We start from the raw sequence: 22,989 nt of genomic DNA on the forward strand, positions 1-22,989 counted from the left end.
CCCGATGCCCGCTCAGGTCGTGATCGTCGGCGCGGGGCCCGCCGGGCTCTTCGCCGCCGAGCGGCTGGCGGGCGCAGGGGTGACGGTGACGGTCTTCGACCGGATGCCGTCGGTCGCGCGCAAGTTCCTGATGGCCGGCCGCGGCGGCCTGAACCTGACCCATTCCGAGGACTTCGAGGCGTTCGTCGCACGCTATGGGGCGGCCGCCGAGTGGTTGCGGCCGCACCTGGAGCGGTTTCCACCAGCCGCGCTGGTCGCCTGGGCCGAAGGCCTCGGCCAGGAGACGTTCGTCGGATCCTCAGGCCGCGTGTTCCCGAGGGCGCTGAAGGCCTCGCCGCTGCTGCGCGCCTGGCTGGCGCGGCTGGCGTGGCTGGGAGTCGAGGTGCGGACGCGCTCCGACTGGCGGGGCTGGACCGCCGACGGCGCGCTGCTGCTGGGCGACGAGGAGGTGCGGCCGGACGCGGCGATCCTGGCGCTGGGCGGGGCGTCCTGGCCGAAACTCGGGACGGACGGCGGCTGGGCGCGGTTCCTGGCGGACGACGTCGCGCCCTTCCGACCGGCCAACATGGGCGTGGACGTGGCCTGGAGCGCGGTGATGCAGGGCTTCGCCGGCCAGCCGCTGAAGGGGATCGCGCTCACCCACCGGGGCCGCACCGTCCGCGGCGAGGCGGTGGTGAGCCGCTACGGGCTCGAGGGCGGCGCGGTCTATGCGCTGTCGGCCGAGCTGCGGGACGCGATCGCGGCCGAGGGCTCCACCGTGGTGGAGGTCGACCTGCGGCCGGACATGAGCGTGGGCGCGCTCACGGGGCGGCTGGCGAAGCCGCGCGGCGCGCAGAGCCTGTCGAACCACCTGCGCAAGGCGCTGAAGCTCTCGCCCCTCGAAACCAACCTGCTGCGCGAGGCGCACGGCAAGGACCTGCCGTCCGAACCCGGGGCGCTGGCCCGCGCCATCAAGGCCGCGCCGCTAAAGCTCTCCGGCGTGCAGGGACTGGACCGCGCCATCTCCTCGGCCGGCGGCGTGCGGCTGGACGCCGTGGACGGCGACCTGATGCTGAGGTCTCGCCCGGGCGTCTTCGTGGCCGGAGAGATGCTGGACTGGGAAGCGCCCACCGGCGGCTACCTGCTGCAGGCGAGCTTCGCGACGGGGCTGGCGGCGGCCCAAGGCGTGCTGAAGCGTCTCGGCCTCTGACCCCGCTCCTCCCCCGCGTCGCGGGGGAGGTGGATCGCCGCCGAAGCGCGGCGAGACGGTGGGGGCGCGTGGCCCCGCGGAAGGACACCCCCTCCGGCCCTTCGGGCCACCTCCCCTGCGTCGCGGGGGAGGAGCGATCAGGCGACCGCCTCGTCTGTTTTCGCCGCCACGGCGCCCACCGGCCACGGGTCCACCGTCACGCGGCGCATGTGGCGGCGCTGACCCGGGTAGTCGTTCAGCGCGAAGTGCCAGACGGAGCGGTTGTCCCAGAAGGCGACCGAGCCCTCGCGCCACTGGAAGCGGCAGGTGAAGGCCTCATAGCGCGAGTGCTCGAACAGGAAGTCGAGCAGGGCCTTGGACTCCCGGGTCTTCCACCCCTCGATGCGCAGGGTGAAGGCGGGATTGACGTAGAGCGCCTTGCGGCCGGTCTCGGGGTGAACCAGCACCATCGGGTGGACGAACTCGCCCACGTAGCCGTCCGCCTCGGCCACCTGCATCGAGCCGCGCTTCTGGGCTGAGTGGCCTTGGGACGAGTATTCGCGGCTGGCGGAATGGACGGCGTTCAGCCCCTCCAGCGTCTTCTGCAGGCCGGGCGACAGGGCCTCGAAAGCGGCGGCCTGGCTGGCGAACAGGGTATCGCCGCCGAACTCAGGGATCTCGATCGCATAGAGGATCGAGCCGATGGAGGGCCGCTCCAGGAAGCTCATGTCCGAGTGCCAGCCGCCGCCGAAGTTCACGCGATCGGACGGCTCCTTGATGATCTCCATGACTTCGGGCTGACCGGCCATGCCCTGGACGAACGGGTGGACGTTCAGCGGGCCGAAGCGGGCGCCGAAGGCGGTCTGCTGGGCCGGCGTCAGATCCTGATCGCGGAAGAAGATCACCTGGTGCTCCACCAGGGCGCGGCGGATCCCGGCCACCGTGTCGTCGGAAAGCGGCCGCGAGAGATCGACGCCCGAGATCTCGGCGCCGAGGGCGCCGGCGACGCGGCGGATGTTCAGGGCTTGGCTCATCGGCGGCTCCTTGCTGGAGCCGACGCTACTACGATGGCGGCCGGCCGCCACCCGCGGAAGACTGCATGCGCTGTCAGCCGGCCTTAAGACGGCGTCCGCGCGTCGAGCTCGGCCTTCACCGCGTCCAGCACGCTCCGCCAGTCGCCGCGGCGAGGCTGGCGGAAGATGCGGATCGAGGGATACCAGGGGCTGTCGGTGCGCTCGGTCATCCAGCGCCAGTCGGGCGAGAACGGCAGCAGCAGCCAGCACGGCTTACCCATCGCGCCCGCCAGGTGGGCCACGGCCGTGTCGACGCTGACGACGAGGTCGAGCCCCTCCATGATCCCGCGGGTGTCCTCGAAATCGCGGGCGCGCGTGTCCTCGGGCGCAAGGCTGACGACGCCCGGCCAGGCGCGCACCTCGGCCGCCAGTTCTAGCGGCAGCGAACGGTTGGCGTCGTCCTTGTGGCCGGGATTGCCGGACAGGGCCACCCCGACGCCTGTCCCGCCGCCGAAGCCGCCCGGCAGGTAGGGCGCGCTGGGGATCGTCTCGAGCGTCGTCTGGGTCCGGTACGGAAGCGAGCCCGCCATGCACCAGGCGTCGTGGCGCTGGATGTCGACCGCACCCTCGGCGGCGCGCACGTCGGCGCCCAGGCCGGAGAACAGTCGCACGAGCGCGGGGCTGCAGTAGAGCGTCACCTTGACGCCCCGCGCGACGAGGCCCGGCACGTAGCGGGCGAACTGGATCTGGTCGCCCAACCCCTGTTCGGGAAGCACGAGCAGGCTTTGGACCGGCTCGCCCTGCCATTCGGGGAAGCTCAGGGACTGGCTCCAGTGGCGGCGGGCGGGGCGGCCTTCGTAACGCGGCCAGCCCTCGGCGTAGCGGCCGCGCAGCAGATGGAGCAGCCCCAGCTGCCAGTTGAGCTCGACGTCGTGGGGGTGTCCGGCCAGCCCCTCCTGGAACGCCGCCTCGGCGTCGTCGAGCCGCCCCTGGCGGACCAGGTTGACGGCGAGGTTGGTGAACACGCCCGGGTGACGGCTGGCGGTGAGCACGGTCCTAAAGAGCTGTTCAGCTGTTTCCAGCTCGCCGGCGCGGCTCTTCTCCAGCGCCAGATCGAACGCCTGCTGGGCGGTGAGCGCCGTCTGGCTCACGCGGCGGAGCCTTCTTCGGCGAGGGCGCGGCGCACGTCGTCGAGTGCGCTCTTCCAGTCGCCCGGCCGGTGCTGGCGGAAGATCCGCAGGGTCGGGTACCAGGGGCTGTCGGTGCGCCCGCGCAGCCAGCGCCAGTCGGCCGCCGCCGGAGACAGCAGCCACACCGGCTTGCCCATGGCGCCCGCGAGGTGGGCCACGGCGGTGTCGACGGTGATGACCCGCTCCAGGTCGGCGACGATGCGGCGGGTGTCCTCCATGTCCTGCGCGCCCGTATCCTCGGGGTGCAGGCTGCGCGCGCCGGGCAGCGCGAGGAGCTCGGCGGCCATGTCAGGCGGCAGCGAGCGCCAGCGGTCGCGGGTGTGGATCGGGTTGCCGCGCACGGCGACGCCGATGCCGGAACCGCCCGACTTGCCCGGGAGATAGGGCGCGTTCGGGATCGTTTCGGGCGTGACGCCGAGGCGCCACGGCAGGGCCGACAGGATGGTCCAGGCGTCGTGGCGGGGGACGCTGGCCGAGCCTTCCGCCGGCAGCACCTTGGCGCCAAGACCCGCAAAAAGCCGGGCCAGCTTGGGCTGGCAGAAGAGCGTCACCGCGATGCCCCGCTGGACGAGGACCGGGATGAAGCGGGCGAACTGGATCTGGTCGCCCAGGCCCTGGTCGGGCAGCACGAGCAGTGACTTGACCGGGCCGCCTTCCCACTCGGGGTAGCTGAGGCGCGGCGCCCACGAGCCGCGGGTCTCCTGCTGGTGGTAGAGCGGCCAGGCCTCCTCCCAGGCGCCCCGCGCCAGGAGCGCGATGCCGAGGAACCAGGCGGTCGGGCGATCCTCCGGCCAGCGCGCGTGCGCCTCGCGCAGCAGCTGTTCGGCCTCGTCGTAGCGTTCGTGGCGATCGAGCAGGACGGCGAGGTTGCGGTACACCTCGGGCGTCGGGCCGCCTTTCATCAGCAGGCGGTAGAGGCGCTCGGCTTCCTCGACCCGATCCTCCGCTGCGGCCTTCGCGGCGAGGTCGAAGACCTTCACCAGTCCCAGGCGAGCTTCGGCAGTAGCGGACATGCGGCGTAACCCATCCAGCGTAGCGGGCGCCGGTCCTGCAGGCCGGCGCTCTTCAATCCCATGGAGCGGCGATCTTTGGAGGCGCCCGCCCGGCGAGGCAAGCCCGTTGGCGCGGATGCTGCCGCTTGCCACGGGCGCGCCGGCTCACGCAGCCTTCTGGAGCTCCTGCTTCACCCGCTCGGCGAGGGTCTTGATGTCGATGGGCTTGGGCAGGAACGAGATATTGCTCTCGCCCTCCAGCAGGTCCGAGAACTCGCTCTCGGCGTAGCCCGAGATGAACATCACCGGGGCCGAGCCCAGGTAGGATCGGGCCTGCTTCAGAAGCTCCGGGCCCTGCATGCCCGGCATCACCACGTCGGAGATCATCAGGTCGATCTCGCCCGCGTGGGTTTCGGCGATCTCAAGGGCCTCCTCGCCGCTGGCCGCCTCCATCACCTCGTAGCCGCGGGCGCGGAGCAGCTTGGCCGCGACGCCGCGGACGGCGTCCTCGTCCTCGACGAACAGGATGCGGCCGGCGCCGGACAGGTCGCGCGCCGCCGGGCGCTTGGGCTTGGCCACAGGCTCGGGCGGCGGGGCGACCTCGACCACCGGCACATGCACCGGCAGGAAGATGCGGAAGGCCGCGCCCTTGCCTGGACGGCTGTCGACCGAGATCCAGCCGTCGGACTGCTTGACGATCCCGTACACGGTGGCGAGGCCCAGGCCCGTCCCCTCGCCCACCGGCTTGGTGGTGAAGAAGGGGTCGAAGATCTTGTCCAGCGCCTCGGGCGCGATGCCGGGGCCGTCGTCCGACACCTGGATCAGCGCCTGGTCGCCCTGGGCCGTCGGATAGCCGAGGTTGCGCGCCTCTTCCTGGCTGACCCGGCCGGTCTTGATCTTGATGCGGCTGCCGCCGTGGCTGCGGATCGCGTCGCGGGCGTTGACCACCAGGTTCATGATGGCGGTGTCGAGCTGGCCACGGTCGGCCCGGACGTGCGGCAGGTTGCGGCCGTAGTCGGTGACCAGCTTGATGTCTTCCGGCAGCAGGCGGCGCAGCAGCACCTCGGACTCCGAGATCATCTCGCCGACGTCGAGGATCTCGCGCTGGACGGTCTGCTTGCGCGAGAAGGCCAGCAGCTTGCGGACAAGGTCCGCGGCCCGCATCGACGTCTGCTTGATCTCGTTCAGCCCCTCGTACGAGGGGTCGCCCACCGGGTGGCGGGTGGCCAGCACGTCGAGCTGCATCAGGATGGCGGTGAGCAGGTTGTTGAAGTCGTGCGCCACGCCGCCGGCCAGCTGGCCAATGGCCTGCATCTTCTGGCTCTGGGCGAGCTGCAGCTCGATCTGCTTCTGCTCGGAGACATCGACGAGGTAGGCCACCCAGCGGCCGTCGCTCTTGGAGAGGTACAGGTGCGCGATCCGGGCGGTATCGCACGCCAGCCGGACTTCCAGCGGGGCCTTGCCGTCGGCGAGGCGCCGGGCGGCGTCCTCGCGGCTGGCGGGCTCGATGAGCGCACCGAAGGGCTGGCCGACCTCCCAGTCGCCGGCGACGGCCTTCAGGGCCGGGTTGGCCTCGACGATGGTCGACAGGAACGGGTCCTCGCCCTCGAGCAGGGCGGCGCCGAACGGCGAGGCGGCGGCGAAGGCGTCCAGCACCTTGGGCGGCGGGGCCTTGGCCCCCGAGAAGGCGTTCAGCACCTCCATCGCCGCCGAGGGAAGAGCGAGCACGCCGCCGGAGCCGGTCAGGCGGACGAGGTAGCGACGGGGCCCCACCGGCGAGATCAGCGCCTTGCGCTCCTCGCCCGCGACCTTCAGCAGGGCGCGGCCCAGTTCCCCGCGGCGCGCGGCGGCGAGGGCGCCGAACAGGCTGGCGGCGGCCGCGCCGTTCTTCGGCAGCCGCATCGTCGGCCCCATGGCCGTGCGCCAGGCGGCGTTGGCCGCGGACAGCTTGCCGTCGGGCGAGGCGATGGCGGCGGGCTCGTCCAGGGCCTGGAGGAAAGCCTCGGCCCCCTGGTCCGTCTCGGCCGGCGTGTCGGCGCCGGTGCGCAGCACGAAGAGGCCGAGGCAGGACACGCCCGCCAGGCCGATCAGCAGCATCATGCTGGCCAGGGTGGCCGGGCCGGCGTCCACCGCCGGCGCCGCGGCGAAGGCCACGGCCAGCAGGAAGAACACCACGGCGGCCCCGGTCAGGGGGTCGAAGCGGCCCTTCGGATTGGACGGCTCGGCCAAGGCGGCCTCCGGTTTTTCCACATGTCGGCCGCCAAAGGCGGCCTCCGGCGGCGATTCGGTCATCGGCATTGTGTCACAAGGGCTTAGCGGCCGCACGGCGGCGGCCGTTCGCGGCGTTGAGGATGAAGCCGATGATCTTGGCCACCGCCTCATAGTGGGCCGGCGGGATCATGTCGTCGACCTCGACGGCGGCGTAGAGGGCGCGGGCCAGCGGCGGGTCCTCGATGACGGGGACGCCGGCTTCCTCGGCGATGGCGCGGATCTTCAGGGCGAGGCTGTCCAGGCCCTTGGCCACGCAGAGCGGCGCCCCTGAGGCACCCTCGTCGTACTTCAGCGCCACGGCGTAGTGGGTCGGGTTCATGATCACCACGGTGGCGTCGGGCACGGCCTGCATCATCCGGCGCTTGGCGCGCTCGAACTGGATCTGCTTCTGGCGCGCCTTCACGTGAGGATCGCCCTCGGTCTGCTTGAAGTCCTCCTTCACCTCCTCCTTGCTCATCCGCATGCGCTTCATGAAGCGCTGGCGCTGCCAGAGCCAGTCGGCGCCGGCGACGGCCAGGGAGAGCGCGGCCACTGCGAACAGCAGGCGCTTCAGGATGTCGACGGCGAAGGGCAGCATGGCCATCGGATCGAGGGCCGCGAGGTTGGCGAGCTGGGGGATGAAGGGCTTGAGGATCCACCAGCCCAGCGCGCCGGTGACGCAGACCTTCAGCACCGACTTGGCGAACTGCATGAGGCCGTCGGGGCCGAACAGCTTCTGCAGGCCCTTCAGCAGGTTGAACTTCGAGAGGTCGGGCTTCAGCTTCTCGCCCGAGAACATGAAGCCGGTCTGCGAGAGGTTTCCGGCGATCCCGCAGATCGAGGCCACGCCGAAAACCAGCGCCAGCGTCGGCGCCGCGGCCAGCACCGCATGCCGGATGACGCCCACCCCGCCCTGACCGTCCACGACGATCTCGTGCGGATGGGCCAGATAGGGCACGAGGTTCTCGGTCAGGCCGCGGGCCAGCCAGTCGCCGGCGAAGATGATCGCCGCCGAGACGCCGGCGAGGATGGCGAAGGGCGACAGGTCCGGGGTCTTGGGAACGTCCCCCTTCTCCCGCGCCTGGGATAGTTTTCGCGGTGTCGGTTCTTCTGTCTTGGAGGCGGCGTCTTCACTCATCGGCCGAGGAAGGCCCCCACCAGTTCACGGTACCGCTCGACCCAGACGAGGCCGATGGTTCCCAGGCTGAGCGCGAAGACGGCCAGCCCCAGCAGGACGATCAGCGGGGTGGCGACGAAGAACACCTGGAACTGCGGCATGATGCGGCCGACGAGGCCCACCGCCACGTTGAAGATCAGAGAGAAGACCAGCACCGGCGCCGCAAGCTGGAGGCCGAGCGCGAAGGACTTGCTGACCGTTTGGATGGCGAGCTGCCCGGCGTCGGCGATCGGCACGTCACGACCGAACGGGAACAGGCTGAAGGACCGCACGATGGCGGCCAGGAACATGTGGTGCAGGTCGGTGGACATGATCAGCACCACCCCCATCAGCCCCAGGAAGGTGGCGAGCGTGGGCGAGGGCTGGGCCTGCATGGGGTTCGCGGTCTGGGCGAACGACAGCGTCGTCCCCAGCGACACGAGCTCGCCCGCAGTCGACAGCGACATCATGAAGATCCGTAGGATGCCGCCGATCATCAGGCCGATGAAGATCTGCTGGATCACCTGTCCGGCCATGCCGCTGACCGTGCCGGGAAGCGGCGGCGCGGCGGCGCCGAGCACCGGGAACAGCATCAGCGCCATAGCCAGCGAGAACGACAGCCGGATGCGGGGCGGGATGAAGGTCTCGCCCAGGCCCGGCAGCAGCATGATGATCGCCCCCAGCCGCGCGAAGACCAGGCCGCCGGCGAACACCTGCTGGGCTGTGGCGTAGGACTCCATCAGGGGGATTCCATGGGGGCGGCCGCGCCCCCGCTCACATGGCCGCGATGCGGGCGGCGATATGCTGCATGAAGCCGCTCATGAGCGCCCCCATCAGCGGCAGGAAGATGAGCAGCGAGACGAAGATCGCGACGATCTTCGGCGCATAGACCAGCGTCGCTTCCTGGATCTGGGTGAGCGCCTGCAGCAGGCCGATGCCCACGCCGACGATCAGGCCCACGATCAGCACGGGCGCGGAAAGCTGGATGGTCAGCCAGATGGCCTCGCGCCCGACATCCAGGACTTCGGCGCCGTTCATCGAATCCCCCGCCCACACACGCTCGAACCGCGGAGAATCCGCTGGCGGCAGAGTCGGTCCGGCATGGTTAACGAACGGCTACCGGTGGGCAGGAATTGCCTAGAGACCCAGCTCGGATTCCAGCCTCCGGGCGGCTTCGGCAGGCGTGGCTTTGCCCTGGTCCCGGTCGACGGTGTAGTTGGCGGCGCGCATGGCCTCGACGGGGATCCTGCCGATCAGCGGGCGCAGCGCCGCCAGCAGGCGTGGGTCGTCCCGCCGCTTGGGCGAGATCAGCACGACGGCGTCGTAGGGTGGGATCGCGCCCTTGGGATCGGCGAGCGTCACGAGGTTGTCCGCGGCGATCCGACCGTCGGACGAGAAGGCCGAGATGACGTCCGCCTCCCCGCCGGCGAGCGCCCGGTACATGAAGGTGGGCTGGTAGGCCGTGGCGCTGCGGAACTTCAGGCCATAGGCGCCCTCGACGGCCTTCCATTCGGGCCGGGACAGGAACTCCAGGTCGGAGCCCAGCGCCAGGGCGGGCGCCCGGCGCGCCAGGTCGGCGATGGAGCCTATGCCCAGCTCGCGGGCCCGGTCGGCGCGCATGGCGAAGGCGTAGGCGTTCTCGAACCCCAGCGAGCCCAGAACCCGGACCCCGTCGCGGCGATCGAGCTCGGCTGTGAGCTGGTCGAGCACCGCCTGGCGGCCCGGATTGTCGGTGCGGCGCAGGACGTTGGTCCACAGCGTTCCCGAGTAGTCGACGTAGACGTCCAGTTCGCCGGCCGCGAGCGCGCGGTAGGCGACGGCCGAACCCAGGTCCTCCTTGCGCGCGACGCGGGCGCCGCCGCGTTCGAGCCGCTCGGCCATCAGCTCGGCGAGGATGTACTGCTCGGAGAAGTTCTTGGCGCCCACCACGTAGGCCACGGGCTTGCCGAAGCCCGCGAGCGGCAGCAGCGCGAGCGCCGCACCCACGAGCAGGCCGCCGAGGCCGGCGGCGACCAGCCCGCGGCGGCGCAGGCGCAGCCCCGCCTCGGCGAGGCCCAGGAGCTGATCGGCGGCCAGAGCCAGGGCGGCGGAGGCGCCGCAGCCGAAGAGGACGAACACCCAGTTCTCGGTCTGGAGGCCGGCGAAGATGTAGTTGCCGAGGCTGGTCTGGCCGACGGGCGTCGACAGCGTCGCCGCGCCGATGGTCCAGACGGCGGCGGTCCGCACGCCGGCCATGATGACGGGCGCGGCGAGCGGCAGCTCCACCTGGATGAGCTTCTGGCGCGAGGTCATGCCCAGCGCGTCCGCCGCCTCGCGGACCGCAGGGTCGACGCCGCCGATGCCGGCGACGGTGTTCCTGAGGATCGGCAGCACGGAATAGAGCGTCAGCGCCAGCAGCGACGGCAGGAAGCCCAGGGCGGAGAAGCCGACGCCCAGGGCCGCCAGGCTCAGGGCCGACAGCGCCAGCAGCAGCGGATAGAACAGCGCAAGCAGCGCAAGGCTCGGTATCGTCTGGATCAGGCTCGCCAGCGCCAGGAGCGGCCAGCGCAGGCGGGCGCTGCGGGTGGCGGCGATCGCCAGCGGCAGGCTGACGGCGACGCCCAGGACCAGAGCGCTGCCGCTCAGCAGCACGTGCCAGCCCAGGTACTCCGGCAGGCGTTCGAAGGCGGCGGCGAACCGTGAGGTCATGCTCCGAACCGGGCCTCCAGGCGGCGGGCCTGGCGCAGCGGCGCTTCGAGCAGCGACCGCACCTCCGGATCGGCGGTCCCGGCCAGCAGCTCGGCCGGCGCGCCGTCGGCGACGATGCGGCCGGCGTTCAGCATCACGACGCGGTCCGCCAGCAGGGCGGCCTCGGCCATGTCGTGGGTGACCATGACGGTCGTGAGCCCGAGACGTTCGTGCAGGGCGCGGTAGTCGCCGCCGAGCGCGTCGCGGGTGACGGGATCGAGGGCGCCGAAGGGCTCGTCCATCAGCACCAGGGGCGGCTCGCCGGCCAGCGCGCGGGCGAGGCCCACCCGCTGGCGCTGACCGCCCGAGAGCTCGGCCGGCAGGCGGTCGCGCACGGATAACGGCAGGCTGATCAGCTCCAGAAGTTCGGCGACCCGCGCGGCGACGCGCTCGGCCGACCACCCCAGCAGGCCGGGCGTCACGGCGATGTTCTCGGCCACCGTCCGATGCGGGAACAGGCCGACGTCCTGGAAGGCGTAGCCGATCCGCCGGCGCAGCGCCTGCGAGGCGGTGGTCGCGTCCTGCCCCAGCACGGTCACACGGCCTTCGTCCGGTTGGACCAGGCCGTTGATCGTCTTCAGCAGAGTGGTCTTGCCCGACCCGGAGCCGCCCACGAGCGCCACGAACTCGCCCGCCGCGACCGCGAGGCTGACCGCGTCGAGAGCGGCCAGGCCGCCGTAGCGCCTGGAGACGGCGGCAAGTTCGATCACCGGCTGCATCGCCGCAAGCGCTAGCACGGTTCGGCATTCCCGGTCCCGCCGCCGGCGCGTTATGACTGACGCCCCAGGTGCAAGGAGTTCCCGAATGTCCCGACTGTTCGCCATCGCCATCGCCGCCGCCGCCCTAGCGGGCGCCGCCCCCGCCTGGTCCGCTCAGGGCGAAACCGTCACCACCGAACTGAAGAACGGGGCCGGCCAGACGGTGGGCTCCGTGACCCTGACGGAGGCGCCGAAGGGCGTGGTGATGCGGGTGGAGGCCAAGGGCCTGTCGCCGGGCTGGCACGGCCTGCACTTCCACGAGAAGGCGGATTGCTCGAAGTCGGACTTCACGACGGCCGGCGCACACACCCGCCACGGCGAGGCCAAGGGCGTCCACGGCCTGCTGAACCCGCAGGCCAACGAGACGGGCGACCTGCCGAACATCCACGCCGGCGCCGACGGCGCGGCGGCCGCCGAGGTCTATACGACCCTGACGACGCTGAAGGCGCTCCGCGACGCGGACGGCTCGGCGGTTCTGATCCACGCCAACGCCGACGACCACACGACCCAGCCGATCGGCGGCGCGGGCGCGCGCGTGGCGTGCGCCGTCATCAAGTAGGGGACGACGTGCGGAGCGACTGAATCCCTTTCGCGGGGATGGGTCGCTTCGCGCTCAGATCGGCATCCGCATGATTTCCTGATAGGCGTTGATCACCTGGTCGCGGACGGCCATGACCGTCTCCAGGCTGGCCTCGGCGGCGGAGATGGCGGTGACCACGTCGATCAGCTCGGCCTTGCCCTGGACCTGGGCGGCCATCTGGGTCTCAGCGTTCCTGGAGGCGTGGACCGCGTCGCCCATCGCCGCCTTGAGGATGTCGCCGAAGCCGGGACCGGCGGCGGGCGCCGAGGCCTCGGAGCCGGCGTCCAGCGACATGCCCTTCTGGGCGGCGGCGTAGGCCTTGGCGGCGGCGAGCGGCGTGATCACGGTTTAAGGCCTCCTACTTCTTGAGCAGGTCGAGGGTGCGGGCCTCCATGGCGCGCGCGGTCTCGATGACGTTGAGGTTGGCCTCGTAGGCGCGCTGGGCCTCGCGCATGTCCATCGCCTCGACGAGAGAATTCACGTTCGGCAGCTTCACATAGCCCTTGGCGTCGGCCGAAGGATGGCCCGGGTTGTACTCGGTACGGAACTCGGTCTGGTCGGCCTCGACCTTGGCCATGCGGACGCCCTGCCCGCCGCCCACCTTGGCCGGCTCGAAGACGGGCGCCTGGCGGCGGTAGGGGTCGCCGCCGGGGGTCTTGGACGTGGAGTTCGCGTTCGCCAGGTTCTCGGCGATGATACGCATGCGCGCCTGCTGGGCCCGGAGGGCGGAGGCGGCGATCGCCTGGGCGATCCCGGCCATGGAGCGGACAGCCATCGGTCAGGGCTCCTTCAGCCGCGGCCCGGCGGCCGGGTGGCCATCCGGAGGATGTTCATGGACTTCTGGTAGAAGCCGATGGCGGCGTCGTAATTCATCCGCGCCTCGGTCATCTTCAGCATCTCCTCCTCGAGCACCACGGCGTTGCCGTTCAGCGTGGTCTCGGAGCCGGGTGCGGCCACCGCCTTGGCGGCCGCGGCCGTCCGGCGTTCGGACTTCGGTTGCATGTGGCCGGCCTGGGTGGCCGCCATCATCGTGGCGCGGGCGCCGCCGCCCTGCGCCTGCATCGCGGCCTGGAAGCCGAAGGGCTTGACGTCCTGGGCGACGTAGCCGGGCGTGTCGGCATTGGCGACGTTCTGCGCGATCACCCGCTGGCGTTCCGACAGATGGCCGAGCCGGCCGCGGAGCATCGCGAAGAGCGGAATCTGGGCCAAGTCCATGCGGAAGATGGTGAATAAACAGGGTTAATCGGCTCTTAAGAGACTCGGGGCGTCATGGGGCCACAAAGCACCTCCTGCCGCAGAAGCGCCCATGGGTTTCCTCGACTTCATCCAAGCCGTCTTCGCGCTGGCCTTCACCCTGGGCCTCGTGGGCCTGGGCGCGCTGGCGCTGCGCCGCTATGGGCCGAACGCCCTCGCCCGCTTCGGCCAACCCCAGCGCAAGGAACGCCGGCTCAAGGTGGTGGAGACGCTGGTGATCGATCCCGCGCGGCGCCTGCTGATCGTCGACTGCGACGGTGAGGAGCGGCTGCTGCTGCTGGGCGAGGGCCGGATGCTGGGCGAGCTGAAGTCCAAGACGGGCGGCCGCTGATGCTGGGCGACCTCTTCAAGGCGGTCCGCGCCCTCCCCGCCGAGGACTGGCGCAAGGCCGCGGGGCTGTCGGTCATCGCCACGGTCGCGGCGCTGGTGTTCCCGGCCGCGGCGGCGGCCCAGGCGGTGAACATCGACCTCGGCACGGGCGCCGGCCTGACCGAGCGGGTCGTGCAGCTCGTGGGGCTGCTCACGGTCCTGTCGCTGGCGCCCTCCATCGTGATCATGACCACCTCCTTCGTGCGCATCGTGGTGGTGCTCAGCCTGCTGCGCACGGCGCTGGGGGTGCAGCAGAGCCCGCCCAACGCCGTGATCATCTCCCTGGCCCTGTTCCTGACCGCGATCGTCATGGGACCGACCTTCGAGCGGTCGTACCAGGAGGGCGTGAAGCCGCTCCTCGACCAGCAGATGGAGCTTCCCGAGGCGTTCGACCGGGCCGGCGGGCCGGTGAAGACCTTCATGCTGAGCCAGGTGGACGAAGACGACCTCGGCCTCTTCATCCGGCTGTCGAAGATCCCCCGCCCCGCCACCGCCGAGGCCGTGCCGCTGCGCGTGGTGACGCCCGCGTTCATGATCAGCGAGCTGAAGCGCGCCTTCGAGATCGGCTTCCTGCTGTTCGTGCCCTTCCTGGTCATCGACCTGGTGGTCGCCAGCGTGCTGATGAGCATGGGCATGATGATGCTGCCGCCGGCGGTGGTCAGCCTGCCCTTCAAGCTGATCTTCTTCGTGCTCGTCGACGGCTGGCGGCTAGTCTGCGGCAGCCTGGTGGAGAGCTTCCAGCGCGGCGCGGGGGGGTAGGCGCCCCAGCTCCTCCCCTGCGAAGCGGGGGAGGTGTCGCGAATGCGACGGAGGGGGCGTAGAGCCCATCCTCCGAAGACGCCCCCTCCACCACTTCGTGGTCCCCCTCCCCCGCTTCGCAGGGGAGGAGCGCTAGGTCGTGGCGGCCTTGGTGGCGGCGGCGGGAGCGGCCGGCTTGCCGCTGGGCGAAGGCCGCGTCTTGAAGCGCTCCTTCATCTTGGCGACCCAGCCGGCGAAGGCCTCGTTGTCGGCGGAGACGCGGCCGAAGTCGCCGACGCTGAGCCGGCCCGAAGGCTCGCCCGACAGCGCGATCTTCAGGGCCTCGGGATTGCTCGCCTTGTCGTAGAAGCCGGCGTACTGGCGCTCCAGCCGCTGAAGCGCGGCCTCGTCGCCGGCCAGGCTGTAGGCGACGCCGGCGCGGAGCAGCTTGCCCTCCTCTTCGGCGGTCAACGCGTCGGGCTTCTTCCAGCGGTCGCCCAGGCCCTTCTCGAACAGCGGCCCCGCGGCGGCCCAGTTCTTCTGCTTCCAGGTGACCTCGGCGCGCAGGTCCTGGGCCTCCTTGGAGGCGTCGCGCTCGATGATCTCCAGCGCGCTTTCGTGGCGGCCCACGGCGGCCCAGGCGCGGGCCTCGATCAGGCGGCGCTCGCTGCTCAGGGCGTTGGGCAGGACGGTGGTGCGCGAGGCGTTGATCGCCTGGATCGCCGCCTCCGGCTTTCGGTCCATCAGGTAGATGAGCGCCAGGTCCGTTGACACCTGGGCCTTGGCCACGCCCTCGAGACGGTTCTCGGCCTGGTACTTCAGGAGCTCGGCGGCCTGGGGCAGGAGGTCGACGTCGACGAGGCGGCGCACCAGCTTGCGGACCATCAGGTCGCCGTCGGCGCCGATGGGCGTGAGCTCCTTGAAGTCATAGAACAGGGCCAGCGCCTGTACGGGCTCCAGCCCGTCGGCCATGCCGTCCAGGAACAGGGCGCGGAAGGCGGCCGAGAGGTCGGCCTGGAGCTGCAGCGCCTCGGGCAGGTCGGGCAGCCGGCCGCCGGCGGTGCGCAGCGCCTCCAGCGCCTCGCGGTAGCGGCCCTGGCCGAGGTAGAGATTGCCCAGCGCGCGGATGGTCTCGAGCTCGGTGGCGTCGCCACGCCAGCGATAGCGCAGGTTGTCGAACACCGTGGCCGCCTGGAGCGGCGTCAGCTGTCCGGTTTCCAGCTTGATCTGGGTGGCGCGCAGCAGGGCGGGCGCGGCGATGGCGTCGACCGGCGCACGGGCGATGGCGGTGTAGATCCTGAGCGCCCGGTCCTTGTGGCCCTGCAGTTCGATGATGCGGGCCTGCAGCAGGCGGCTCTGCAGCTCTTCGGAGGCGCCGGCCTTTTCCGCGAGCGCCAGCTTGATGCGCGCCTCGGCGCCGACCAGATCGCCCTGGTAGAGCGAGGCCTGGGCCTCGGACCGGGCGAAGCGCGCCTTCCAGGCCGGAGAGAACAGGGCGAACGACTCCGCGCCCTTGCCGAATTCGGTGCGGGCGTCCGGCCAGCGGGCGAGCTGGGTCGCCACGTAGGAGCGCCACATGGCGCTGGAGGGATCGTCGGCGAGCGGCGGGGCCGAGAGGTCGGCCTCGGCTTCCTTGTAGCGGCGGGCCAGCACGCGGGCGACGCCGCGCAGGCCGCGGAACTCCGGATCGTCGAGCATCTCGGGATGCTCGCGGGCGAGGTTGTTGAGGACGCCGATGGCTTCGAACGACAGCTCGGAACCGACGAGGAAGCGGGCCAAGGCCATCCGGGCGGCGACCGGCGCCTGGCGGTCCTCGTTGGCGGCCTCGCCCGCCGCGGCCGACATCAGCGAATTGTAGCGCGCGAGGAAGCCGTGCTCGCCCGTCTGCGCCCATTCCTCGGAGATCAGGGCCGGCATGACGGCGGGCTTGGGCGCGCCGAGATCGGCCTGCTCGCGGTCGCGGACGGCCCAGGCGGGCGACAGCGTCAGACCCTGGGGCCGGCCGATGCGGACGATGTCGCCGTCGCGCTGCACGTCGAGGTCTTCGACGAAGCTCTCGACGGCCAGGCCCTGGATCGAGGGCAGCAGCGCCATCTGGACATAGTCGCGGCGGCTGGGCAGGCCCTTGGCCGGGCCGAGGGCCGTCACCGCCGTCACCACGTCGCCGACGACCGGATCGTTGAAGCGCACGACGCGCGTGGCGCCGGCGACAGGCGCCTTCACCACGGGCGGACCGCCGGCCGCGTCGCGGCCGACGCGGACGATGCCCGGCTGGGCCTGGCCGCCCGGACCGAAGCTGATGGTCCAGGTGTTGCCGACGGCGGTGGCGAAGATCGGGGTCTCGGCCGGCGTCTCGATGCGCAGGGCGGCGTAGTCGGGCCCGCGGAACGCCTGGACGGCGCCGAACTGCTTCAGGCCCTTCGGCGCGGCCGAGACGTCAAGCCTGGCCGGCGCATCGAACACCACCCAGACTGCCGAGCCGCGGCGGAAGACGGCGGCGCCGGCCGGGTTGGCCCAGTCGAACGAGAGCTGCGCCTGACCGGACGCGACCCGCACGCCCATCTTGACCACGCCGCCCGGCGGCAGCGGGTTCGGACGGGGCGGCTCCGGCTCGGCCTGCGCCACTTCGGCCGGGGCCTCCGCGGCGGGCGGCTTCTCGAAGATATTGACGTAGGACGCACCGTCGGCGGAGCCGACCTTCGCGTCGGCGTCGTCGGCGAGCGTGATGACGAGCTGCAGCTTGCCGCCGGCGTGGCGCTTCTCGGCGGTCTTCACCCAGCGCGGCGGCGAAGTGCGCAGACGGGAGATATCCGGGTCGGCGTCGCGGCTGAAGGTCAGGGTGAGTTGCTGGCCGTCGCGCGCCGATGAGACCGCCGCCTGACCTTTCCAGTGGAACTCGATGCGCGAGAACGTCTCGGCCTGGGCGACGCGGACGTCCAGGGGGCCCTTGGCCAGGGCGTCCACCGCAGGCGCAACGGCGCTCGCCGGCGCCGCCACGGAGGCGATGCAGGCGGCGGCGACGCCGGAACGGAGGGCCTGGCGCAGGCTCATCGGCTACCCGGCCTTGGCCGGAGGAGCGGCGCTCGGCGCCGCCGCGGCGGCCGGGGGCGCGGCTTCGGGCTTGGCGGCCTGCTGGTTGGCGGGCGCAGCCTTGCGTGGCGGCGTGCGCGCGGGCTGACGGCGCGGCTGGGCTGCAGCCTTTGCGGGCGGCGCGGCGGCCGGCTCCGCCGCAGGCGGCTCGGCCGTGTTCTGGGCGAGCTGCTGGGCCCGGAGCGCGGCGGCCTGGGCGTCGGTGAACCGCTTGGCGAGGCCCTCGGTCAGCTTCTTGGCTTCGGCCGAGGGCATCTGGGCGACGATGGCGGAGAGCGAACGCTCCTTCATTCGCGCGGCGATGGGCAGCCGGACCGCGTCGTCCAGCGCCGCGAGGCGCGGAGCGGCGTCCTTGGCCTTCATGCCCTCGAACACCTTCACGAGGCGATCGATCTCGGCGGCCTGCTTGGCGTCGGCCTGGGTGAGCAGGCCCTGGACCTCGCCCTTCAAGCCGGTCAGCGCCTTGATCTTGGCGTCCAGCTTGGCCTCGGCGGCGGCCATCAGGGCGAGCTGGGTGTTCAGGTCGTTCTCGCGGGCGTCGAGCACGCCACGGCGTTCCCCCAGGCTCTGGAGCACCTGCAGCTCGGCCGGGGACAAGCCCGCCTGCTTGGCGAGCTCGGCGGCGGTGGGCGCACAGACGGCCTTCGGTTGAAGGGTCGGCGGCGGCAGGCCAGGAGCCGCAGCGTCCTTGGCCTCGCCGGTCTCGGCCTTTTCGTCGGCCTTTTTGTCCTTGGGCTCGCCCTTCACGGCCTCCTCGGCGAAAGCGCGGGCGCCGGACAGCATGCCCGGCAGATCGCGGGCGCCGGCGAGCGCATTGATGGCGAGGACGCCGCCGGCGGCGAGGCCGACCAGCGGCAGGATGCGGGGCATGGATTTCACCGGCGGCCTCCGAACGGCGCGTCGAGGGTCAGGGGCTCGTCTTCGAAAAGGTCGGCGTCGGGATCGTGCGGCGACCGGGGCGCCGGCCGCGGGGCGACCTTCGGCTGCTCTCGCACCAGGCGCTCGGGTTTGGTCCGGGCCTCCCGGGCGGCGGCCAGCAGCGCGCCAAGGCGGCGCTCGGCGTCGCGGCCGAGGTCGCCCTCCTCAGGCGCGTCCCGGACCCGATCGGGCGCGGAGGCCATCAGCCGTTCCAGCCTGGCGGCGAGCGCCCGGCCCTTCTCGATCCGGTCGGCCAGCTCGTCGGTGGCCTCGTCGGTGGCGGCCCGCAGGTCGGCGAGCCCCTGCTCGGCGCGGCTCGCCGCCGCGTTCAGTTCGGCCACGGCTGTGGCGAAGCCGTCCTGGCTGTCGCGCAGCGCCTTGAGCCGGCGGTTCAGCCGCACGCCCATCGACAGGGCCGCCAGCAGCAGGCCGGCGAGCACGAGGTTCATGATCAGGCCGATCAGGCTCATTGGGTCCTCGTGACGGCTTGGCGGGCGTGAGGCGAAAGCGGCGCTTCCACCCGGACGGCGATGTGGGCGTTGCGGCGGCCCATGCGGCCGCGGGTGAGCGGGATGGCCCCGGCCCGCAGCTCGATCAGGCTGTCGGGCGTGGCGTTCAGCATCAGGGTGTCGCCGACCTTCAGGTCGAGGACGCGCTGGAGCGGGATCTGCTGCTCGTCGAGCACGGCGCGGACCTCCATGCTGGTGGTCCAGAGCTCGGTGGCGAGGTGGCTTTCCCAGATGTTGTCGCGGCCGAACTTCTCGCCCATGAACTGCTGCAGCAGCATCTTCCGGATGGGCTCGAGGGTGGCGTAGGGCAGCAGCAGCTCGATGCGGCCGCCGCGGTCTTCCATGTCGATGCGCAGCTTCACCAGGATCGCCGCATTGGCAGGACGGGCGATGGCGGCGAAGCGCGGGTTCGTCTCCAGCCGGTCGAGGGTGAAGCTGACCGGGGTCAGCGGCTCGAAGGCCTCGCGGGCGTCGGCGAGGACGACCTCGACCATCCGCTGGACCAGCACGCGCTCGATGGTGGTGTAGGGCCGGCCCTCGATGCGCATGGCCGCCGTGCCGCGGCGCCCGCCCAGCAGCACGTCGACGATCGAGTAGATCAGGTTCGAGTCGACCGTCAGCAGGCCGTAGTTGTTCAGCTCCTCGGCCCGGAACACCGACAGGATCGCCGGCAGCGGGATCGAGTTCAGATAGTCGCCGAAGCGGATCGAGCTGATGTTGTCGAGGCTGACCTCGACGTTGTCGGACGTGAAGTTCCGCAGGGAGGTGGTCATCAACCGCACCAGGCGGTCGAAGACGATCTCCAGCATCGGCAGGCGCTCGTAGCTGACGAGCGCGGAGTTGATGATCGCCCGGATGCCGGTGCGCTCGGAGACCTCGTCGTCGGAGAGGTCGAAGCCCAGCAGGCTGTCGATCTCGTCCTGATTGAGGATGCGCTCCGAGCCGATCAGGCCGTCGGGGCCGCCCTTGGGCTCCGTCCAGCCGGCCTCGCCGCCGGCGGCGGCTTCGGGTTCGGCGGGAAGGTCTGCGTCTTCACTCATGGGACTGGCGCGTCTCGCCCAGGGCCTTGCGGCCCTAGTTGATCAGCATCTCCTCGATCAGGACGGCGTTGGCCTTGGAGGGGGCGATCACGAGGTTCACCCGGCGCAGGATCTCCATGCGCAGCTGATAGCTGCCCTGGCTGCCCGACAGGTCCTCGGGGCGAAGCTCGCGCAGGAAGCTCTGGAACATGTCCTGGAGCCTCGGCATGTTCGGATCCAGCGTCTCGACCGCCTCGTGGTCGGGCAGTTCGAGGGTGAGCTTCAGCTTCAGGAAGGTGGGCCGGCCGTCGGCGGTCTGCATGTTCACCACGACGTCGGGCATGGTGTAGAAGACGACGCCGTCGGGCCCCTCGCGGACGACCGCCGCGCCCTTCTCGCCTTCCTTGCCCTTCTCGCCCTTCTCTTCCTTCTTCTTTTCCTTCTTCTTCGCCTTGGCCTCGCCATGGGCGGCGGCCTCGTCGGGCTTGGGCGCGAGGAACATGAAGGCCGCGGTCCCGCCGCCGCCCAGCACCAGGACGGCGGCCACGCCGCCGATGATCAGAAGCTTGAGCGGCAGCTTCTTCTTGGCCGGCGCTTCGCCCTCCTCGCCCTCGGCGGGAGCCTCGCCTTCCGGGGCCTCCTTGACCTTGTCCTTGGCCACGCGCGCGTTCCTTAGAATCCTGTCCCGCACACGTGTGACCCCGGTTTGGTTAAGAACCGGTTTTTAACGGACCTTAACGACGGCCAAGCCTGCCCGGCATTTTCCGCCGCCCGGCGCCCGTTAACTTTATTGTCCGTTGAATTTGCTGGACTTTCAGACTGGCCCAAACCTTGCAGCACGAACGGCTGAAAACCATGCCCTGCAAGGCTTGCCGGTTAAGATGGACAACGCGACCTACATCGGACTGTCCCGCCAGATGGTGCTCCGCAAGGAGATGGACATCATCGCCAACAACATCGCCAACCTGGACACCACCGGGTTCAAGGTCGAATCGCTGCTGAAGAAGACCGACGCGCAGGCGCCGGCCATGACGCTGGGCGGGCCGAAGCCCGTGAAGTTCGTCTCGGCCGACGGCGTGGCCCGCGACTTCGGCCAGGGCGCCCTGCGGCAGACCGGCGGCCAGTTCGACCTGGCTATCGAGGGCCAGGGCTTCTTCCGCGTGCAGGGCGACGACGGCGAGCGCTACACCCGCGACGGCCGCTTCCGCACCGACGAGGTCGGCCGACTGGTCACCCAGAACGGACAGCCGGTGCTGGACGAGGGCGGCGGCGAGATCACCATCGACCCGGAAAAGGGCCCGGCCTCCATCGCCAAGGACGGCGTGGTCAGCCAGGGGAACGAGCGCATCGGCAAGGTAGGCGTGTTCACCTTCGAGAGCCTCGCCGCCCTCGAGAAGACCGGCGACAACCAGTACCGCAACACCTCGAACCTGACCGCCCAGCCGGCCACCGAAGCCGTCCTTCGGCAGGGGATGCTGGAAGGCTCCAACGTGCAGGCGATCCTGGAGATCACCCGCATGGTCGAGGTGAGCCGAGCCTACGAGTCCACCGCCAAGATGATCGATTCCGAAGCCGACCTCTCGCGCCGCTCCGTCGAGCGCCTGGGCCGGGTCCAGTAAGGGGATAGCGACCGATGCAAGCGCTCCGCACCGCGGCCACCGGCATGGCCGCTCAGCAGCTGAACGTCGAGGTCATCTCGAACAACATCGCCAACATGAACACGGTGGGCTTCAAGCGTCAGCGCGCCGAGTTCCAGGACCTGCTCTACCAGACCTTCGAAGCCGCCGGCGTGCAGTCGTCCGACCAGGGCACCATCGTGCCGACGGGCGTGCAGGTGGGCGCGGGCGTGAAGGCCGGCAGCGTCTATCGGATCATGACCCAGGGCACAATGACCCGCACCGACAACAAGCTGGACATGGCCATCGACGGCACCGGCTACCTGCAGGTGCTGCTGCCCTCCGGCGAGACGGCCTACACGCGGGCCGGCAACCTGGCGGTCAACGACCAGGGCCAGCTCGTCACCCAGGACGGCTACCAGATCCAGCCGGGCATCACGATCCCGCAGGACGCGGTCGACGTGGCGATCTCCAAGAGCGGTCAGGTGCAGGTGACCCAGGCCGGCCAGACGGCGCCGGCGGTCGTGGGTCAGCTTGAGCTCGCCACCTTCCTGAACGAGGGCGGCCTGAAGGCCATGGGCTCGAACCTGTTCATGGAAACCGCCGCCTCGGGCGCGCCCACCACCGGCGTGCCGGGCGAGAACGGCGTCGGCGGCCTGATCCAGGGCTACACCGAAGCCTCGAACGTCGACGCGGTCTCGGAAATCACCGCCCTGATCGTCGCGCAACGGGCCTACGAGATGAACTCCAAGGTCATCTCCACCGCCGACAACATGCTGGCCACGGCCAACCAGGTGAAGGCGTGATGACCCGCTCCGGAAACAGCCTGTCATCCCGGACGGCCGAAGGCCGATCCGGGACCCAGGACGGACGCACCGCGCTCGGCCCCTGGGTCCCGGCGCTCCGCTTCGCTGCGGCCGGGATGACGGCGTTGGGGTTGATGGTCTCCCCAGCCCTGGCCGGCCAGCCGGTGACGCTGAAGACCGACGTCGCCGACGCCGACGGAATCGTCACCCTGGGCGACCTGTTCGACGGCGCGGGCGCCGCGGCCGGCACGCCGCTGGCGGCCCGCACGGGCCAGACGATGATGCTGAGCGCGGCCGCCGTGCAGATCGCGGCCCGACGGGCGGGGCTGGACTGGGCCAACGCCCAGGGCCTCCGTCAGATCGTGGTTCGCGGCGGGACGCCCGCGGCCCAGCGCGGCAACGTCCAGGTGCTGACCTGGGCCCGCAACATCATGGCGGGCGAGACGATCCAGCCGGCCGACCTGGTCTGGGGCAAGGCGGCCGCAGCGCCGGCCGATGCTCCGGCCGATCCGGACGTGGTCGTGGGCCTGGCCGCCAAGCGTTCGCTGCGGATGGGCGCGGCGGTCGCCGGACGGGACGTCGCCGCCGTCGAGGTCGTCAAGGCCGGCGAGATCGTCACCCTGACCTACGACGCCGACGGGATCAGCCTGGCGCTGCAGGCCAAGGCCATGACCGGCGGCGGCGTGGGCGAGACCATCAACGTCCAGAACGTGTCGTCGAAGAAGGTCGTCCAGGCGGTCGTCACCGGGCCTGGCCAGGCCGCGGTCGGACCCGCCGCCGACCAGATGAAACTGCTCAACCGCTCCACCCGCGTCGCGCTCCGCTGAAGGAAGCCA

Annotated in this window: 24 protein-coding genes; 7 read left to right on the plus strand and 17 right to left on the minus strand. The window is 71.1% G+C overall.

What is annotated here, in order from left to right:
- Positions 1 to 4: 4 nt before the first annotated feature.
- Complete coding sequence (locus ACO2Q0_RS15675; RefSeq protein ID WP_423352454.1) at positions 5 to 1,189, plus strand: TIGR03862 family flavoprotein; 1,185 nt, start codon at positions 5 to 7, stop codon at positions 1,187 to 1,189.
- Between the two features lie 137 nt (positions 1,190 to 1,326).
- On the opposite strand, the gene ACO2Q0_RS15680 is transcribed toward ACO2Q0_RS15675, so the two are convergent.
- The 9 genes from ACO2Q0_RS15680 to ACO2Q0_RS15720 form a co-directional block, all read right to left on the minus strand.
- Positions 1,327 to 2,202 (minus strand): TauD/TfdA dioxygenase family protein, encoded by an 876-nt coding sequence (locus tag ACO2Q0_RS15680; protein ID WP_423352455.1) that lies wholly within the window; start codon positions 2,200 to 2,202, stop codon positions 1,327 to 1,329.
- Positions 2,203 to 2,285: 83 nt separating this feature from the next.
- A complete protein-coding gene (locus tag ACO2Q0_RS15685) occupies positions 2,286 to 3,332 on the minus strand; it encodes a tetratricopeptide repeat protein (protein WP_423352456.1) in 1,047 nt (348 codons plus the stop codon).
- On the minus strand, positions 3,329 to 4,384 hold the full coding sequence (locus ACO2Q0_RS15690; RefSeq protein WP_423352457.1) for a hypothetical protein: 1,056 nt from the start codon (positions 4,382 to 4,384) through the stop codon (positions 3,329 to 3,331). The genes ACO2Q0_RS15685 and ACO2Q0_RS15690 overlap by 4 nt, the downstream gene beginning before the upstream one ends.
- 144 nt (positions 4,385 to 4,528) lie before the next feature.
- On the minus strand, positions 4,529 to 6,655 hold the full coding sequence (cckA, locus tag ACO2Q0_RS15695; protein WP_423352841.1) for a cell cycle histidine kinase CckA: 2,127 nt from the start codon (positions 6,653 to 6,655) through the stop codon (positions 4,529 to 4,531).
- Between the two features lie 10 nt (positions 6,656 to 6,665).
- Complete coding sequence (gene flhB, locus ACO2Q0_RS15700; RefSeq protein ID WP_423352458.1) at positions 6,666 to 7,751, minus strand: flagellar biosynthesis protein FlhB; 1,086 nt, start codon at positions 7,749 to 7,751, stop codon at positions 6,666 to 6,668.
- Positions 7,748 to 8,509 (minus strand): flagellar biosynthetic protein FliR, encoded by a 762-nt coding sequence (fliR, locus tag ACO2Q0_RS15705; protein WP_423352459.1) that lies wholly within the window; start codon positions 8,507 to 8,509, stop codon positions 7,748 to 7,750. Before fliR ends, flhB begins: the two co-directional genes overlap by 4 nt.
- A gap of 34 nt (positions 8,510 to 8,543) precedes the next feature.
- On the minus strand, positions 8,544 to 8,807 hold the full coding sequence (gene fliQ, locus ACO2Q0_RS15710; RefSeq protein ID WP_423352460.1) for a flagellar biosynthesis protein FliQ: 264 nt from the start codon (positions 8,805 to 8,807) through the stop codon (positions 8,544 to 8,546).
- A 99-nt stretch (positions 8,808 to 8,906) separates the two neighbouring features.
- On the minus strand, positions 8,907 to 10,457 hold the full coding sequence (locus ACO2Q0_RS15715) for a glycine betaine ABC transporter substrate-binding protein (protein WP_423352461.1): 1,551 nt from the start codon (positions 10,455 to 10,457) through the stop codon (positions 8,907 to 8,909).
- Entirely contained in the window at positions 10,454 to 11,233 is a 780-nt protein-coding gene (locus ACO2Q0_RS15720) for an ATP-binding cassette domain-containing protein (protein WP_423352462.1), read from the minus strand. The genes ACO2Q0_RS15715 and ACO2Q0_RS15720 overlap by 4 nt, the downstream gene beginning before the upstream one ends.
- A gap of 67 nt (positions 11,234 to 11,300) precedes the next feature.
- Between ACO2Q0_RS15720 and ACO2Q0_RS15725 the strand changes: the two genes are divergently transcribed.
- On the plus strand, positions 11,301 to 11,813 hold the full coding sequence (locus ACO2Q0_RS15725; RefSeq protein ID WP_423352463.1) for a superoxide dismutase family protein: 513 nt from the start codon (positions 11,301 to 11,303) through the stop codon (positions 11,811 to 11,813).
- Positions 11,814 to 11,867: 54 nt separating this feature from the next.
- On the opposite strand, the gene fliE is transcribed toward ACO2Q0_RS15725, so the two are convergent.
- The 3 genes from fliE to flgB are packed head-to-tail and all read right to left on the minus strand — an operon-like array spanning position 11,868 to position 13,049.
- On the minus strand, positions 11,868 to 12,179 hold the full coding sequence (gene fliE, locus ACO2Q0_RS15730) for a flagellar hook-basal body complex protein FliE (RefSeq protein WP_423352464.1): 312 nt from the start codon (positions 12,177 to 12,179) through the stop codon (positions 11,868 to 11,870).
- A gap of 13 nt (positions 12,180 to 12,192) precedes the next feature.
- Positions 12,193 to 12,609 carry a flagellar basal body rod protein FlgC gene (flgC, locus tag ACO2Q0_RS15735; RefSeq protein WP_423352465.1) on the minus strand — a complete coding sequence of 139 codons (417 nt, stop codon included), beginning with the start codon at positions 12,607 to 12,609 and terminating at the stop codon, positions 12,193 to 12,195.
- A 14-nt stretch (positions 12,610 to 12,623) separates the two neighbouring features.
- On the minus strand, positions 12,624 to 13,049 hold the full coding sequence (flgB, locus tag ACO2Q0_RS15740) for a flagellar basal body rod protein FlgB (protein WP_423352466.1): 426 nt from the start codon (positions 13,047 to 13,049) through the stop codon (positions 12,624 to 12,626).
- Positions 13,050 to 13,140: 91 nt separating this feature from the next.
- On the opposite strand from flgB, the gene ACO2Q0_RS15745 reads away from it, so the two are divergent.
- Positions 13,141 to 13,419 carry a flagellar biosynthetic protein FliO gene (locus tag ACO2Q0_RS15745; RefSeq protein ID WP_423352467.1) on the plus strand — a complete coding sequence of 93 codons (279 nt, stop codon included), beginning with the start codon at positions 13,141 to 13,143 and terminating at the stop codon, positions 13,417 to 13,419.
- Positions 13,419 to 14,216, plus strand: a complete 798-nt coding sequence (gene fliP, locus ACO2Q0_RS15750) for a flagellar type III secretion system pore protein FliP (protein ID WP_423352468.1) — start codon at positions 13,419 to 13,421, stop codon at positions 14,214 to 14,216. The genes ACO2Q0_RS15745 and fliP overlap by 1 nt, the downstream gene beginning before the upstream one ends.
- 132 nt (positions 14,217 to 14,348) lie before the next feature.
- On the opposite strand, the gene ACO2Q0_RS15755 is transcribed toward fliP, so the two are convergent.
- Genes ACO2Q0_RS15755 through ACO2Q0_RS15775 form a run of 5 tightly spaced genes read right to left on the minus strand, consistent with a single transcriptional unit; the run spans position 14,349 to position 20,392 of the window.
- Positions 14,349 to 17,246, minus strand: coding sequence for an endoglucanase (locus ACO2Q0_RS15755; RefSeq protein ID WP_423352469.1), 2,898 nt, complete (start codon positions 17,244 to 17,246; stop codon positions 14,349 to 14,351).
- A 3-nt stretch (positions 17,247 to 17,249) separates the two neighbouring features.
- Complete coding sequence (locus tag ACO2Q0_RS15760) at positions 17,250 to 18,155, minus strand: MotE family protein (RefSeq protein WP_423352470.1); 906 nt, start codon at positions 18,153 to 18,155, stop codon at positions 17,250 to 17,252.
- 5 nt (positions 18,156 to 18,160) lie between these two features.
- On the minus strand, positions 18,161 to 18,673 hold the full coding sequence (locus tag ACO2Q0_RS15765; protein WP_423352471.1) for a DUF6468 domain-containing protein: 513 nt from the start codon (positions 18,671 to 18,673) through the stop codon (positions 18,161 to 18,163).
- Positions 18,670 to 19,752, minus strand: a complete 1,083-nt coding sequence (fliM, locus tag ACO2Q0_RS15770; protein ID WP_423352472.1) for a flagellar motor switch protein FliM — start codon at positions 19,750 to 19,752, stop codon at positions 18,670 to 18,672. The genes ACO2Q0_RS15765 and fliM overlap by 4 nt, the downstream gene beginning before the upstream one ends.
- A 34-nt stretch (positions 19,753 to 19,786) precedes the next feature.
- On the minus strand, positions 19,787 to 20,392 hold the full coding sequence (locus tag ACO2Q0_RS15775) for a flagellar basal body-associated FliL family protein (protein ID WP_423352473.1): 606 nt from the start codon (positions 20,390 to 20,392) through the stop codon (positions 19,787 to 19,789).
- Positions 20,393 to 20,612: 220 nt separating this feature from the next.
- Between ACO2Q0_RS15775 and flgF the strand changes: the two genes are divergently transcribed.
- The 3 genes from flgF (at position 20,613) to flgA (ending at position 22,980) form a co-directional block, all read left to right on the plus strand.
- Positions 20,613 to 21,350 carry a flagellar basal-body rod protein FlgF gene (gene flgF / locus ACO2Q0_RS15780; protein ID WP_423352474.1) on the plus strand — a complete coding sequence of 246 codons (738 nt, stop codon included), beginning with the start codon at positions 20,613 to 20,615 and terminating at the stop codon, positions 21,348 to 21,350.
- A gap of 14 nt (positions 21,351 to 21,364) precedes the next feature.
- On the plus strand, positions 21,365 to 22,153 hold the full coding sequence (gene flgG / locus ACO2Q0_RS15785; RefSeq protein ID WP_423352475.1) for a flagellar basal-body rod protein FlgG: 789 nt from the start codon (positions 21,365 to 21,367) through the stop codon (positions 22,151 to 22,153).
- 116 nt (positions 22,154 to 22,269) lie between these two features.
- Entirely contained in the window at positions 22,270 to 22,980 is a 711-nt protein-coding gene (gene flgA / locus ACO2Q0_RS15790) for a flagellar basal body P-ring formation chaperone FlgA (RefSeq protein WP_423352842.1), read from the plus strand.
- Positions 22,981 to 22,989: the final 9 nt, after the last annotated feature.

The sequence above is a fragment of the Phenylobacterium sp. VNQ135 genome, from assembly GCF_049445735.1.
Taxonomy (GTDB): domain Bacteria; phylum Pseudomonadota; class Alphaproteobacteria; order Caulobacterales; family Caulobacteraceae; genus Phenylobacterium.

Coding starts and splice junctions, on each gene's coding strand:
- ACO2Q0_RS15690 (WP_423352457.1), bottom strand. CDS start 4,384: ATGTCCGCTACTGCCGAAGCTCGCCTGGGACTGGTGAAGGTCTTCGAC.
- fliP (WP_423352468.1), top strand. CDS start 13,419: ATGCTGGGCGACCTCTTCAAGGCGGTCCGCGCCCTCCCCGCCGAGGAC.
- flgC (WP_423352465.1), bottom strand. CDS start 12,609: ATGGCTGTCCGCTCCATGGCCGGGATCGCCCAGGCGATCGCCGCCTCC.
- fliQ (WP_423352460.1), bottom strand. CDS start 8,807: ATGAACGGCGCCGAAGTCCTGGATGTCGGGCGCGAGGCCATCTGGCTG.
- cckA (WP_423352841.1), bottom strand. CDS start 6,655: ATGACCGAATCGCCGCCGGAGGCCGCCTTTGGCGGCCGACATGTGGAA.
- flgF (WP_423352474.1), top strand. CDS start 20,613: ATGGACAACGCGACCTACATCGGACTGTCCCGCCAGATGGTGCTCCGC.
- flgB (WP_423352466.1), bottom strand. CDS start 13,049: ATGGACTTGGCCCAGATTCCGCTCTTCGCGATGCTCCGCGGCCGGCTC.
- ACO2Q0_RS15680 (WP_423352455.1), bottom strand. CDS start 2,202: ATGAGCCAAGCCCTGAACATCCGCCGCGTCGCCGGCGCCCTCGGCGCC.
- ACO2Q0_RS15755 (WP_423352469.1), bottom strand. CDS start 17,246: ATGAGCCTGCGCCAGGCCCTCCGTTCCGGCGTCGCCGCCGCCTGCATC.
- ACO2Q0_RS15765 (WP_423352471.1), bottom strand. CDS start 18,673: ATGAGCCTGATCGGCCTGATCATGAACCTCGTGCTCGCCGGCCTGCTG.
- flhB (WP_423352458.1), bottom strand. CDS start 7,751: ATGAGTGAAGACGCCGCCTCCAAGACAGAAGAACCGACACCGCGAAAA.
- ACO2Q0_RS15760 (WP_423352470.1), bottom strand. CDS start 18,155: ATGCCCCGCATCCTGCCGCTGGTCGGCCTCGCCGCCGGCGGCGTCCTC.
- flgA (WP_423352842.1), top strand. CDS start 22,270: ATGACGGCGTTGGGGTTGATGGTCTCCCCAGCCCTGGCCGGCCAGCCG.
- fliM (WP_423352472.1), bottom strand. CDS start 19,752: ATGAGTGAAGACGCAGACCTTCCCGCCGAACCCGAAGCCGCCGCCGGC.
- ACO2Q0_RS15715 (WP_423352461.1), bottom strand. CDS start 10,457: ATGACCTCACGGTTCGCCGCCGCCTTCGAACGCCTGCCGGAGTACCTG.
- ACO2Q0_RS15745 (WP_423352467.1), top strand. CDS start 13,141: ATGGGTTTCCTCGACTTCATCCAAGCCGTCTTCGCGCTGGCCTTCACC.
- ACO2Q0_RS15675 (WP_423352454.1), top strand. CDS start 5: ATGCCCGCTCAGGTCGTGATCGTCGGCGCGGGGCCCGCCGGGCTCTTC.
- flgG (WP_423352475.1), top strand. CDS start 21,365: ATGCAAGCGCTCCGCACCGCGGCCACCGGCATGGCCGCTCAGCAGCTG.
- ACO2Q0_RS15725 (WP_423352463.1), top strand. CDS start 11,301: ATGTCCCGACTGTTCGCCATCGCCATCGCCGCCGCCGCCCTAGCGGGC.
- fliR (WP_423352459.1), bottom strand. CDS start 8,509: ATGGAGTCCTACGCCACAGCCCAGCAGGTGTTCGCCGGCGGCCTGGTC.